The 12834-nt window shown below is 54.2% G+C and carries 14 protein-coding genes; 2 read left to right on the plus strand and 12 right to left on the minus strand.

The features are described from left to right. Positions 1 to 53 precede the first annotated feature (53 nt). The 11 genes from ACLHIL_RS05135 to ACLHIL_RS05185 form a co-directional block, all read right to left on the minus strand. The gene (locus ACLHIL_RS05135; protein ID WP_411296881.1) at positions 54 to 1043 is read right to left on the minus strand and encodes a metal ABC transporter substrate-binding protein; all 990 of its coding nucleotides are present in this window, start codon (positions 1041 to 1043) and stop codon (positions 54 to 56) included. Positions 1044 to 1465: 422 nt separating this feature from the next. Continuing rightward, a complete protein-coding gene (locus ACLHIL_RS05140) occupies positions 1466 to 1813 on the minus strand; it encodes a hypothetical protein (RefSeq protein ID WP_411296882.1) in 348 nt (115 codons plus the stop codon). Positions 1814 to 1907: 94 nt separating this feature from the next. After that, entirely contained in the window at positions 1908 to 2183 is a 276-nt protein-coding gene (locus tag ACLHIL_RS05145) for an LAGLIDADG family homing endonuclease (protein ID WP_411296883.1), read from the minus strand. Between the two features lie 209 nt (positions 2184 to 2392). Continuing rightward, a complete protein-coding gene (locus tag ACLHIL_RS05150) occupies positions 2393 to 3643 on the minus strand; it encodes a peptidoglycan bridge formation glycyltransferase FemA/FemB family protein (RefSeq protein WP_411296916.1) in 1251 nt (416 codons plus the stop codon). Between the two features lie 66 nt (positions 3644 to 3709). After that, positions 3710 to 4501 (minus strand): type I 3-dehydroquinate dehydratase, encoded by a 792-nt coding sequence (gene aroD / locus ACLHIL_RS05155; protein WP_411296884.1) that lies wholly within the window; start codon positions 4499 to 4501, stop codon positions 3710 to 3712. Continuing rightward, on the minus strand, positions 4498 to 5280 hold the full coding sequence (locus tag ACLHIL_RS05160; RefSeq protein WP_411296885.1) for a hypothetical protein: 783 nt from the start codon (positions 5278 to 5280) through the stop codon (positions 4498 to 4500). Before ACLHIL_RS05160 ends, aroD begins: the two co-directional genes overlap by 4 nt. Further along, positions 5277 to 6305 (minus strand): vWA domain-containing protein, encoded by a 1029-nt coding sequence (locus tag ACLHIL_RS05165; protein ID WP_411296886.1) that lies wholly within the window; start codon positions 6303 to 6305, stop codon positions 5277 to 5279. Before ACLHIL_RS05165 ends, ACLHIL_RS05160 begins: the two co-directional genes overlap by 4 nt. Beyond that, complete coding sequence (locus ACLHIL_RS05170) at positions 6302 to 7291, minus strand: VWA domain-containing protein (protein WP_411296887.1); 990 nt, start codon at positions 7289 to 7291, stop codon at positions 6302 to 6304. The genes ACLHIL_RS05165 and ACLHIL_RS05170 overlap by 4 nt, the downstream gene beginning before the upstream one ends. Then, the gene (locus ACLHIL_RS05175; RefSeq protein ID WP_411296888.1) at positions 7285 to 7749 is read right to left on the minus strand and encodes a hypothetical protein; all 465 of its coding nucleotides are present in this window, start codon (positions 7747 to 7749) and stop codon (positions 7285 to 7287) included. Before ACLHIL_RS05175 ends, ACLHIL_RS05170 begins: the two co-directional genes overlap by 7 nt. Next, positions 7739 to 8650, minus strand: a complete 912-nt coding sequence (locus tag ACLHIL_RS05180; protein WP_411296889.1) for a DUF58 domain-containing protein — start codon at positions 8648 to 8650, stop codon at positions 7739 to 7741. The genes ACLHIL_RS05175 and ACLHIL_RS05180 overlap by 11 nt, the downstream gene beginning before the upstream one ends. 62 nt (positions 8651 to 8712) lie before the next feature. Next, on the minus strand, positions 8713 to 9714 hold the full coding sequence (locus ACLHIL_RS05185) for an AAA family ATPase (protein WP_411296890.1): 1002 nt from the start codon (positions 9712 to 9714) through the stop codon (positions 8713 to 8715). A 263-nt stretch (positions 9715 to 9977) separates the two neighbouring features. Here ACLHIL_RS05185 and ACLHIL_RS05190 point away from each other — a divergent pair, with 263 nt between their 5' ends. Next, positions 9978 to 10628 carry a hypothetical protein gene (locus ACLHIL_RS05190; protein ID WP_411296891.1) on the plus strand — a complete coding sequence of 217 codons (651 nt, stop codon included), beginning with the start codon at positions 9978 to 9980 and terminating at the stop codon, positions 10626 to 10628. A gap of 9 nt (positions 10629 to 10637) precedes the next feature. Next, positions 10638 to 11486: a YwiC-like family protein gene (locus ACLHIL_RS05195; protein WP_411296892.1), complete on the plus strand. Its 849-nt coding sequence runs from the start codon at positions 10638 to 10640 to the stop codon at positions 11484 to 11486. A 256-nt stretch (positions 11487 to 11742) separates the two neighbouring features. On the opposite strand, the gene ACLHIL_RS05200 is transcribed toward ACLHIL_RS05195, so the two are convergent. Further along, positions 11743 to 12825: a histidinol-phosphate transaminase gene (locus ACLHIL_RS05200; RefSeq protein ID WP_411296893.1), complete on the minus strand. Its 1083-nt coding sequence runs from the start codon at positions 12823 to 12825 to the stop codon at positions 11743 to 11745. Positions 12826 to 12834: the final 9 nt, after the last annotated feature.

Below are 12834 nucleotides of genomic sequence, written 5' to 3' on the forward strand. Positions count from 1 at the left end.
GGGGTGCAGGCGGGGCGGCGCGAGTACCATATTTTACTCGCGCCGCCTGCCCGCTATTTCGTAGCGAGCGCTTGCGCGATTGTTGTGACGTTGTGTTCTAGCACGCCGAGGTAGGTGTTCACCGGAGCTGCCTCCCCCAGGGAGTCTGCGTATAGTTCCGCGTTAGAGATCTCTACTTTCCAGCCGCGCGATTCGACGGCTTCTTTCAGCGAGGCAATTGCTTGCGGGTTGGCGAGATTATCCTGGAAGATAACCGGAAGTTTCGCTTTGGCGATGGTATCGGCGAGCGCGGATAATTCGGCCGGATCGAGTTTGGCTTCTGAGGAGACGAAGTCCGTCGCGTGTACTTCTAGGTTGAAATACTTACCGAAGTAGTTGAATGCGTCATGCCCGGTGATAAGTATGCGTTTTTCTGCAGGGATAGCTGCCAATTTTTCTTGTGAGGATTTCGCCAGGGCATCGATTTTGGCGTTGTATGCTTTAGCGTTGTCCTGGTAGGCCTGCGCGTTATCGGGATCGTATTCGGCAAATTTATCGGCAACCATATTCACCACGAGTTGCCAGCCTTCGGGGTTGTTCCAGATATGTGGATCGTGCAGTGGTTTTCCATGTGAATCTGTTTCTGGCCACGGCAGTAGGTACTTTTCGGGCAGTTGATCGCCGACGGCAAGCTGTTTATCTCCGAGGGATTCGAGCTGGTCGATCATCATTGCTTCGAGGTGAAGCCCGTTCCAGAACACGAGGTCGGCGTTGTGGATTTTTTCAATGTCTTGCGTGGAGGGCTGATATGTGTGGGGGTCACCGCCGGGTCCAACCATTGTGGTGACTTCTGCTCCTGGCGCGATATTGGCAACTGCGTCGGCCAAATATCCGGTGGTTGCGTAGACGGAAACTCCTGATCCGACTTCTCCTGTCGTGCTGTGTGAGGAGCTTGAGGTGGTCTGCTGTTGTGATGATTCGTTTTCTGATCCAGAGCACCCGACGAGCGCCCCGAGGGCGAGGGTGACTATTGCGCAGAGTGCGGCAGGTGTGTGACGCGACATGCTTTTCCTTTCGTGAGCTGCGGGGAGCCGCAACCTCTCGTCGTAAAAAGAAAAATCTATCTTTCTTAATTAGGTTAGCCTAACCTTTATCAGAGCGTACTGGATGACAGCCAACTTGTCTACTACGCACCCACAAAACCTTGTCACACGGCGAAAAATCAGGAATTCCGCCGCAAAACCCAACATCACCCAATCGCCGCGTATCGAGAACGCGAGAATAACCCGCACGCCGAAATAGCAACTCAGCCTCTACACACAGCCCTGCCCAAAACCAGCAGGCACAACTAAAACCTGCTCACCCACCGCGCCAATAAGAACACCCAATAAGAACCGACGCCTACCAGCATCTGACTTAGAGCGGCATACAACAATCCCCTACTACCAACTGTTCATCAAATAAAAGTAGCAATGTAACTAATCTTCTACATGTCCTCCGGGTCAACAAGAACATAAGGAGATTCATACGGCTCATCATCTGCTATCTCATCAAGAAACCCCATAACCTCCACCATGTTCGTAGACGTAAACTGTGTGCGCCCCGGATTGGAAGCAAACAAGGCGGCTAACGCACCAATGGGATCGCTTTCACTAGCCTCAATCGCATAGCCAAACACTGGCACAAGATCACCACATAAAGCTGCATATTTTGCCGGTTCAGCAATCTCTCTATCCCCAGTGAAAGACACGTTGCCATTGCCCCTATGACGAGTCCACGCCGCTGTTTTCCCGTCACATTCCACGCAGATAATGTCAAACTCGTCGCTTGCCATGAAAGAGCACTCCTTCTTAACGCTACTTTTCGTTATCTAATACGACATCTTTTAGTAAAAGCAATAACGGAAAGGCATAATCCGTGCCATGAGATTACCAATACATACTCTTATCCACGGCATACCTGGCACTGGCAAAACGGTGAGAATCATAAGCAGTCAAAGCCAATGTCCAACGCTTACGACCATACTTCTTGTTAACCTTGTCGTAGACGACTGACGGATAACCTAAAGAGCGCAGCAGAAGTTGAACATCGTCAATAAGCCCGCGCGAAATAGAACCATAGTTTGCAGTGCCTTTAACCTCAAACCAGCCACCGCCCAATCGCCGCGTATCAAGAACGCGAGAATACCCGGCACGAAAACGCACGCAAAACGCACAGCCAGCTAACAGCAGCGCTGTATAAACCGCCTGTCAACCAGCACACCACATAGCACTAAACAGCCAGCAATACACGAGGCAACTAGCCACCGATGACCACGCCCAATAGCCACAGCGCACCAACAGCAAAAGCAAACCCCGCGCTACGCCCCAGGGCACGCCACCACATCCGCAACTATTAACATCATCCCAATAATTTAATGTGCGCCACCAACCATCCGCGACATCAACGGGCGAACCGGCAGATAGTACGTCCCCACAAACTCTTCGACATAGCCACGCAAAGATCTCTTAAACGCAATCACCGGCGCATCCGGAGCCGAATCATCCCAAATCCCCGAGACGCCAAACGTATTATAAATATCCATCTCCCGCTCACAGGAGTACTTCAAAATCGCCTGCTCAATAGGGTAATCACGAGTGAACTTAAAGAATCGCTTATCCATAGCACCAAGCATCTGGATTACTTCACGATCAACAATAAACGTCACCGAACAAGCAATCGGAATTTCGGCCCCATGCTCCGCCAAAACCTCCTGCGCCTCAGTCTGCTGGCCAACCAACGAATCCCACTGCTTATCCAGCTCACCCAACAAGCGCTCATTCTTTGCACTCGACGGGCGAGCCATAATCTGCTCCCGCTTTGCCGCCAATTCATCCATCAACTGCGCAATTTGCTCCAAATACACCTGAGGACGCAAAAATGCCACCGCAATCATTGATGACTCCGGCCCCATCTCCCGCATAAGCTGCGGATAGAACGTATGCATATCCTCGGTGTATGCACTCATTCCTGTGCGTTCAATCGTCCCGCCCAGTAGCTGTTGAAAAATTGGCCACGCCGCGGCATCTAAGAAACGCACCTCGATACCGTACTGACCTTCCCGTCGGAACCGACGCCGAATACCCTTCGCCAAAGAGGCCACCGCCGCCTCATAATCCATCCCGGAAATATCTTTTGAATAGATAAAACGGATAGGAACAGCCGGATCATCGTAATATTCAGCCGTTTCTCGCTGCGCCCCCAACTGATCCATCACCGCCTGGAAATGCTGAGCCTCCGGCGTGACCTCCTCACTAATGCGCTCAATATCTGCATAGTGATACTTCGCAATAAGCGGGTTGACAATCAACTCCAACACATTGCCTTGGCGGCGCAAATACTGGCGTAACTGGAGGAAAAACTCCCGCACAACATCCGGCTCATTCCACGGAGCAAGCGGACCATACGGCAAAGACGCCCCCCGAAAGAACTTCCGCCAACGCCGGTACGTCACCACACTGGCCGCACGAATCTGCCCAGAAGCATCAACCAGACCCACAACATCAACGTGCGCCCCACATGCCCGACGCGCCCGCACATACGGAATCGTCTGCGTCTGAAACCGCCGCCCATAATGCTGGGCAAACTCTTCGAACTGCGCCTCCGTCAGCTCAACTAACTTCATCTCGCCCACTGCAACGCTCCGCTCCTCATTAGCCTGATACGCCATCGTGATGAATGACCCCTTGAGTTATACCCGACCCAAAGATTGCCGCAACTGCGCAATATGTAATTGGCCGGGAGCCGTCTGTTTATCAATAGCAGCAAAAGTTGCCACTGAGCCATACTGCCACCCTTCCACCCGAGAGCGAACCCCAGCTTCACCCATAGCGATGCCAATTAATGGACGCCCCGAAGCCGCCGCCACCTGGCGTGTAACCTCCAACAACCGCTGAGTATCCTCCGGCGAATGAGCCATCACCGCAAGCTTCACCACCGCATTATCAATGGCCAACATATCGTCATACAAGACGTGCATAACCTCATCATCTGGAGTCTCTCCCCATTCGTGATGTGAAATCACCGGAGTAAAACCCAAGGAATGTGCCCGAGCAGCCAAATCTGGCGTTGCCGCAGAATGAAACTCCAAATCAATTCCGATGCGATCAGCCGGTAATTCTTCTTGCATCATCAGATCAAGCACGGTGGCAAGCATAACCCGATAGCGGAACTCCGACAGATCAACCTCGCCGCCCTCCGGTCCAGTGCGCACAGTAAATAACACCGGAATCTCAATCGTCTCAAACAGATCCCGCAACAGCTCTCGACCCATTGCGGAAAAAGTTGTCTCAGGATGGGCGCCAATCATGTAATCCGCCCGAAACTCCACCACATCCGCGCCAGCCTGCTCAGCCTCCTGCGCCGCCTGCAACAAAGTCTGCGGAGTCGTTGCCGTCAACGGAACAATGATCGCCGGCTGCGAGCCAACCACCCGCTCCTCACACGCATCAGAATCTACGCCGTTTATTACCGAGAAAATCACCAGTTCACCTCAATATCTCCGGTTGTACGCTGGTTAAAATCGCTGTTTACTCGCTGTCGATGTGCGCGCAACGCCTCTTGCGTGCGCCGCTGCAACTCTTGCTGGCGCAACTGTTCATCCGTCATATTCTCCAATGGATTCGGGCGTGCCTGCTGAGGTGATCCATTCGTCGGATTCTGCGAATGCCCTGACGGATTTTCGACATTAACCGACGAGCGCCCCGCATCGCGTTGCCGCTTCTCATCCTCCGTTTGCTGCTGCTTACGATGCGCAGAATCGCGTTGCTCCTGCGCCTGACCGTGTGCCGAGCTGCACTTTTCCACCATAACAGAGGCTTCGCGATAGGTGGAGATAGCCTGGTCTAATCGGCCAGCCGCACGCTGGTCATCACCCAACATCTCCAAACCAATACTGAGATTTATCCGCACCTGACACTGCGCAGGTATCTGCGAAGTATCCTGCGTATCTTCCGAAAGGTGATCGGCTTGCGCGTCCTGCGTCGGTGCAACTGCTAATGCATGGCGCAACGTCTCAACACCAGGCTCTATCGCACCGGCCCGTAACTGTGCCGTCCCATAGCCGAACAACACATCCCATCGGGCATAACGATCCGGAAAAACCATTGCCGCAACTCGGTACGCCTGCGCCGAATCCGAATCCCGCCCACTGCGATAGTAATGCTCCCCCATGTTCATGCCATACACCACGAGAGCACAAAAGACGCTGACACATGCACAAAGCACCGCCAGCACAAGCGACAATACCTGATGCACTTTCATCTGTGCCGCCCCCGCTTCACCCCAGAAGAACGCCCCATACCGCTAGCGCGCAGCCGCGGCATCAAGGAAACCAGCTCCCAGGCCATTAACACAGTAAAAATTGCGGCAATAGGCCAGATAACTGCGGCAGATAGCTCCGAGGTGCTTTCCTGTGTCTCGTAAGAAAACCTCGATAGCGCCTCGGTTACCTCGCTGATCCCCGCCGGAGTGCTCCGATGAATATACGTTCCCCCAAGCTGGCTGGCAATAAGCCGCAAATTCCCCTCATCAATACGGGAAATAGCTGGAGTACCTGCCGGGAACTCTACATAATCTTGCGCGTCAGCCCACGTCTCATTCAGCTTCATCTTCCCGCCAGATTCCGTGCCATAGCCGAGAACAAAAGCACCTTCGATTTTTCCGGCAAGTAAACGATAATCCGGCTCAGTCGCACTAGCTTCCGTGTGATCTGACGCCCCCGTAGTCGCCCTGGTCTGCGTCTCCCCGTCGGACATCACAATCACAACCGGACGATACTGATGCGTACTAGGACCTCGATCCAGTAGATGCGCCACCACGTCCACCGGCAAATTAAGGTTCGAGCCCCGAGAATAGCTGGAAAATTCCCGATCAAAGACGGCTGCCCACGAACGCACCGCATTTCGATCACGAGTCAGCGGTAACTGGACAGACGCCGACGCAGCAAACTCCACAATGGCATAATGCGCCGCCGGCAGATCTTCAACAATTCGCGTCATATCCTCGCGTACCCCCACTAACCGTGGGTGATTCCCGTCGTAATCTTCCGCTGCCATAGAGCCAGTCCCGTCCACCACAAAAATGATGGCCAGATCCGAAACAATATGATTAGCTCCGACCACGATTGCCGGAGTTGCCGCCATAAGACTCGCTAACACCAGCAAGGCTATGCGTCGTATCCACATAATCGGTTGGGTCCGACGAATTAACGCCACAATACCTATTGCGCCGCCAAGGATTAGCACAGTAAAAACAACAACTGGCGGAACGCTCCACATCCAGGTCATATCCGGAACCTCCCCGCCATCACAAGAAAGACCGCCAGTGCCGCTAGCACAATAGCGGGCAGTGGGCCCACCTGGTCAATCTCCACAGTTTGCGACATCGCATCCAGATCAACCGCTTCTTGACGCTGGATCTCATCGACAATATTCGCCGCCGCAGATGACGTCGCCGCCGGATAAAAATGCATCCCTGCGGCTGTCAAACCTCTCTCCATTGCCTGCACATCGGGAGAATCCTTACTGCCAGCCGCAATCCCGTAGAGGTTAATATGATGCTGTTTTGCCAGGTCAACCGCCTGATTGAACGGATAAATCGGAGCCCCAGAAAGCTCATTATCCGTTGCCAAAATAATGGAACGTGAACGCGCCTCTTCCAGCGCATCAAAACTGAAAACACATGAGGCCAAACCGTCACCGATAAGTGAAGAGCCAAACATATTGCTCCCCACCCAAGTTCCCTCAAGCAAATGCAACTCGTCTGCCTGAAGATCATGCGGGCTATGCAATACCTGAGAAAGATACGTCAATCTTTCCTGAATAACCTCATAGTCGTCAGTCAGCGGGAACACCAGCAAAGAATCCGAATTAAAAATCGACAGGGCCACACGTTCCCCTTGAAATTTCTCTGCTATCTGTGCGAACCGATCTAACAACTGCGAATCCACATCCGCCATTGATTCTGAAACATCTAGACACAAGACGATGTCCCGCGTGGCCAAGGGGCTACTGGCCGTATCAAAACGAACTGGGCGACCAGCCAGGATCGCCGCGCTCGCCCCCATCACCACAGCACATCCCACCATCGCCAACAAAGCAATCCGCCAAATCAGCAGCCGCGCGCGAAAACGTGGGTGCCGCTGCGCGGTAGCAGTATGCGCGACCCATGCACCCTCACGTGAGGTGGCTGTGGGCGTCCGGCGCACCCAGCCCAACAGCGCTGCCGCCGCTAAGAGGCACCCTAATACGATGGCGACTATCGGATTCACCATGCGCGGACCACCTCAATCGCCTTATCCCGCGCAGCCCATACATCTGCAATAGCCGAAGCAGCAAAGGACGGTTTCTCCCACTGCGCAATGACCTCAGCCGCCGCAACAAAATCTGGGACTTGGCTCAATGCCGCAACCGACCAGGATTCAACTGAGACGCTACTGCGTTCGGACATCATGCGACGCAATGCAGCCGCTAATTCCAAATGAATCTGACGCCCTTGCGGATCAGCCGGATCGTAGCCATCAACGATTTCACGAATCTGGCGGATCCATCTCTCTCGCTGAGTACGAGCAACTGCAGAAAGGACGACGCTGCGCGGGCGCGGGCGCGATCCGCGACGATACGAAAAGACCGCCCACCACAGGCATACACACATCAAGATCAGCGATACCACCAGCACAATTACCCACAACACCGGCGCTGATGGCGGGGCAATGAGACGATCACCTGGCATGGCGACCTCGCAACAGTTCAAACAAAGCCGGCACGACGTGATCCATCGCGTCAACCCGCACCGAACGCACCCCGAAAGATCGCAACACCACCCGCGTATAGGCTTCCCGCTGGCGCTGATCACGTACCAGATCCTCATGGAGCACCCGATCGGCTCGCAAGAAAGCCGGAACGGAGAAATCGTGGTCAACATCGTGCATGTGCGCAATACTCGGCTGAGTGAGAAGCATATCGGCAACCTGCACCACGATCAGTTCGTGGCGGGTACGAATCCGCCGAATAGCAGCAATATCGAACTGATTAGCTACCGCAGGAAAATACTCATCCGTTATCGCGACCACTAAGGAACGCGGCTGTGGCAAGCGAATCAGCTCATTAAAAAGTACCGCGCACGCACTTTCTCCGGCACTGCCCATCTCCTCAGCGCTATTTGCCATCTGTGCCCGCACAGAATCTAAGGCGTAATCCAGATGTGAATTGCCGTGCCGCGCCGGAATACGCAGATAGCCTCGATTATCGCCCGCCATAACAGCCAGCCGATCGCCGCGCTGAATTGCAAGATACCCCAACAAATCCGCCACACATAAGGCAATATCTGCTTTTCGTGAACCATCGGGAGCATCTGCACACATCTGACGCCCAGTATCGACGACAATCTGCATAATAGTTTCAGATTCGCGTTCAAAACGACGAATAATTGGCATGCCAGCTCGCGCCGAGCTTTTCCAATCAATATCGCTTACATCGTCACCAAAACTGTATTCAACCAGGTCTTTGAAATCGTGACCGTGGCCGGTGAGTACCGAGGTATGGCGACCTTCCAATACCCCCGATGCCCGACGGATGACCGGAAGCGATAGGCGCGCCCGCACCAAAGCCATCCGCGTCACATTCGATCTCATCGTTGTATCCTCACCTGCGTTCGCTTCGCATTATGCCGCACGGGGCGTCTTGTTTGACCACTTTAGGGGATCGGAACAGCGTGAAAAACCGCGTCGATAATAGACTCCACCGACACATCATTCGCCAGTGCCTCGTAAGTGCGCACAAAACGATGGCGCAAAACGTCATAGCGCAACTGCAGCACATCATCTGGGATGACGTACTCACGCCCAGCTTGCACGGCAAGCGCCTGGGCTACCTGCAATAACGCCAAGCCACCTCGCGGTGAGGAGCCGAGCCGCACGTGCCGAGAAAGATCTGGAACCGGCCGCGGCCCACGCCCACGGGTCGTATTGACAATATCCACAATGTATTTCTTGATGGACTCATCGACATATACCCGTCGGGCAACTTCCTGCATAACCATCACATCGCTCGGGGTAATCGGCTCAATGCCGGCAGGAGCAGCAAAGTGCCCCTGAGCAAAGCGGCTGAGAATCTCCAGCTCCTCCGTCGGCTCTGGATAACCAATCACAACTTTGAGCAAAAACCGATCCATCTGAGCTTCCGGCAATATGTATGTGCCTTCTTCGTCAATCGGATTTTGGGTAGCTATCACCATGAACGGCTCTGGAAGACGATAAATCGTTCCACCAATGGAGGTTTGCCGTTCCTGCATAGCCTCCAGCATTGCCGATTGAGTCTTTGCTGACGAACGATTAATTTCGTCAAGCAACACCATATTGGCGTGTACTGGGCCTAACTGGGTGCTGAATTTGCCTGTCTCATACGAATAAATCTGCGTGCCGACGATATCTGAGGGCATCAGATCGGGAGTGCATTGAATCCGCGCAAAGCTGCCAGATATTGCCTGGGCTAAGGTGGTCGCCGCCGTCGTCTTTGCCAATCCTGGCACAGATTCTAGGAGCACATGACCACGGGAAATAAGGCACGTCAGCAGGGCTTGCGATAATCTGTGCTGCCCAACGAGATGACCGCCAAGAATCGCCCGCACCCGACCTAACAGCTCATGAACATGGCAAAGTTCCTCGTCAGAAATCTGACCGCTCGCGGCGCTGCCCATCTGCCCTCCCTGTTTTCCTCGTGCTAGCCCATCGCGTCTCCGCTCACCTCGGGTAATTATCGGGTATGCGCACTGCTTGTTCCGCTATCCTTGCACATACTTTCACGCGATACTGTTCCCAGTTTAGAGAATCGTTGAAATGAATATATCCACCTGCAATGGGAGACAAAGCGAAAACTCCTCCCCTAGGATAGAGAGGCACAGTGAAGTTTCTCCATTTGGTGAACCTTTCATAGATTCTCTGAATAACGATAAGGATCGAGATGAGTGACCAGTGGCTTCCGAACGGGGCGTTCAACACTCCCCCGCGCCCGCGACCAAGCTCCTCACGGGGGCCGCTATATTTTCTTCTTTCTGGCGCGGCCACTCTCTTTATCGTTCTTATCGCCATCTTCTTCTATCTGATGGTCAACCACGGCAAAGAACTCGGAGAGCTTCCTCAACACGAGGCAGAATCAGAGCAGACGACAACGGCCACCGATAAGCCCACCCCGGAGCAATCCCCGGTCGCATCGGATGATTCCAGCGCTGCTGCCCCCAGCGCCGCCCCAGAACCAGCAGCACCGGCACGTCCTGCCCCTGCGGGCGCTCTTCCGGCAACGCTGTTCACCACCCCAGCGCAAAATATTATGTGCCAAATCAACGCCGATAACGTGGAATGCACCATCCACGTCTACGATTACCCCTCTCCGGGTCAGTGCGAGGGAATCGCGGCAACATACGGGGTTAAAGCTGACGGTCATACCTACGCTGGCTGCGATCATCACATCAACCAGGCGCAGGTCTACCCGTATAAGACTGCCGTCGCCAGCAACGGATTTGCCTGCACCTTAGAGGAAAGCTCGGTAACGTGCTGGGAAGAAAAAACTGGTCACGGATTTGAGCTGAAGCGTTCGGCGGAACGTCTGTTTTAACTCATTTTTATGTCTACCTTGGCTTCACGCGGTTGGCTGCCGAATTATCACGGCGCGTGGGCGATGGTCACATTGCCCATTCTTTCCGGCGTCGTACTCGGCGGCTGGCGCTGGCCCCATCTTCTCCTGTTAAGCACCTGGTGGTTGGGATATTTCGCATTCTTTGCCACCGGGCAATGGCTGCGTTCGCGAGGCAAGGCGAGGTATCGACCCGCCATGTTCACCTACCTAGGGATCAGCCTTCCGCTAGGTGGAATGTTACTCTTCCTTGAGCCCTATCTTTTCCGCTGGGCACCTATATATCTGCCACTTATCCTTATCACCGCGTGGTGTTCTTACCGTCGGGCTGATCGTTCCATGACGAATAATACCGTTACGGTTATTGCCGCATGTTTGACGCTGCCTGTTGCCTACGATCTTGCAACGAAAGGAAGTGGGAGCTGGTGGGGGTTAGCATTCATCAGGGATTCGGTCGAGCCAGGTAATATTCCTAGCGCTTGCCCTTGCGAGCACATACTGGGATGGTCTGGGATTTGGCTGATGACGCTCATATACCTCTGGTATTTCCTCGGCACGGTCTTGTACGTCAAAACCAATATTCGCAAGCGTTCCCACTCGGGGTGGCTTCGCGCGTCCGTCGTTTTTCATCTGCTGGGCTGGGCGGGGGTTTGCCTCTGCGCTTTGCGTGGCTGGGCGAGTTGGTGGCAGGTGGGGCTCTGGAGCGTCATTGTGTTTCGCGCATTTTTTGTGCCCTGGTATGGGAAAAGGTACCGCTGGGTAGCGCCGCGCATTATCGGTATCGGGGAGGTTGTTATCAGCCTGTGCCTCGCACTTGATTTGTTGCTCTATTCGTACTAATTCCGGGTTTCTTCGCGCTAGGTTTTCAGTTTTTCGCGACGCGACGTTACACCAGGTAGACGGCGGCGATTCCCACAGCTCATTGCCACTTTGGCTGACGTTATGCCACGTTATTTTTCCACCGGAGCAACCGCATTAGCTCTTTCATACGTCGCAGCGTCACGACCACTAATTTTTCCGTATGCCACTGCTGTTATTTCTGTGAGATTGCCTGACGCGAGTGCATAGCGTTATTTGATCGCCGCAGCTATCTGAGTCACCGATTTTCCTCCGCATTGCTGGCGCGGAATGCCTTGTATGCCCGCACTAACCGCAAGGATGCCTCAGGCTCAGCGACCGTCACTCGTACTCCCTCATCACTGAAGGCACGAACAATAATTCCTTCCGCACGGCACAGCCGCTCAAAGCGAGCAGTTTCTTCACCTGTGGCAAACCAGAGGAAGTTACCCTGCGGCGCCGGACCTTTCCATCCTAAGGCCCGCAAGGCGGCTACGAGCTTATCGCGTTCAGAACATATCACCTCACAGCGTCGCATTACTTCTTCGCGCTGTTGGAGTGCTGCCACCGCCGCGCTTTGAGCAAGCATATTGACCCCAAAGGGCGTACCCACCAGATGTAGCGCTCGGATGAGTTCGTGCGCTCCGACGGCATACCCGACTCGAATTCCTGCTAGCGCGTATGCCTTAGAAAAAGTCCGTAAACTCAGCACGTTTGGCGCATTGCATGCCAGCTCGATACCGCGAACCGGATCATCCATTCTCAGGAAATCACCATAGGCCTCGTCGATAATCACCGGAATATGCTCAGGAACAAGGCGCACGAATTCCGCTAACTCGCTGTGCGTCAGGGCGGTTGACGTCGGGTTATTGGGGGTGCAAACTAACACGGCTCGGGTGCGATCGGTAATCGCCTCAGCCATACGTGGTAAATCTAAACGGCCACCATCTCGTAAAGGCACTCGCACGGCCTGCGCACCGGCCACCTGGATCGCAATCGGATAGGCCTCAAAGGAGCGCCACGGGATAACGACCTCATCGCCTGGCACGCATAGGGCCGTCAGTACGTCTTCAATCAGGGCTGTTGACCCATTGCCCACGACCACGCACTCTATTGACACCTCGTGGTGCGCCGCAATCGCTGAGCGCAGCACCTCGTTAGCCATATCCGGGTAGCGATTCAACATGCCAATTCGCTGGGTAATTGCTGCTGCCACCGCCGGAAGCGTCGGAAAAGGCATTTCGTTTGAGGCAACTTTAATCACCGCAGGATCAAGCGCCGGCTGACCTGCCACGTATGCGGGTAGGGAGCTAAGATCTGGGCGTAAAAATGAATGGCTCATGGCGTTATT

Source organism: Trueperella sp. LYQ143 (assembly GCF_046599595.1).
GTDB lineage: Bacteria > Actinomycetota > Actinomycetes > Actinomycetales > Actinomycetaceae > Trueperella.

Coding starts and splice junctions, on each gene's coding strand:
- ACLHIL_RS05140 (WP_411296882.1), bottom strand. CDS start 1,813: ATGGCAAGCGACGAGTTTGACATTATCTGCGTGGAATGTGACGGGAAA.
- ACLHIL_RS05160 (WP_411296885.1), bottom strand. CDS start 5,280: ATGAAAGTGCATCAGGTATTGTCGCTTGTGCTGGCGGTGCTTTGTGCA.
- ACLHIL_RS05180 (WP_411296889.1), bottom strand. CDS start 8,650: ATGAGATCGAATGTGACGCGGATGGCTTTGGTGCGGGCGCGCCTATCG.
- ACLHIL_RS05150 (WP_411296916.1), bottom strand. CDS start 3,643: ATGAAGTTAGTTGAGCTGACGGAGGCGCAGTTCGAAGAGTTTGCCCAG.
- ACLHIL_RS05190 (WP_411296891.1), top strand. CDS start 9,978: ATGAGTGACCAGTGGCTTCCGAACGGGGCGTTCAACACTCCCCCGCGC.
- ACLHIL_RS05185 (WP_411296890.1), bottom strand. CDS start 9,714: ATGGGCAGCGCCGCGAGCGGTCAGATTTCTGACGAGGAACTTTGCCAT.
- ACLHIL_RS05175 (WP_411296888.1), bottom strand. CDS start 7,749: ATGCCAGGTGATCGTCTCATTGCCCCGCCATCAGCGCCGGTGTTGTGG.
- ACLHIL_RS05170 (WP_411296887.1), bottom strand. CDS start 7,291: ATGGTGAATCCGATAGTCGCCATCGTATTAGGGTGCCTCTTAGCGGCG.
- ACLHIL_RS05195 (WP_411296892.1), top strand. CDS start 10,638: ATGTCTACCTTGGCTTCACGCGGTTGGCTGCCGAATTATCACGGCGCG.
- ACLHIL_RS05200 (WP_411296893.1), bottom strand. CDS start 12,825: ATGAGCCATTCATTTTTACGCCCAGATCTTAGCTCCCTACCCGCATAC.
- ACLHIL_RS05165 (WP_411296886.1), bottom strand. CDS start 6,305: ATGACCTGGATGTGGAGCGTTCCGCCAGTTGTTGTTTTTACTGTGCTA.
- ACLHIL_RS05135 (WP_411296881.1), bottom strand. CDS start 1,043: ATGTCGCGTCACACACCTGCCGCACTCTGCGCAATAGTCACCCTCGCC.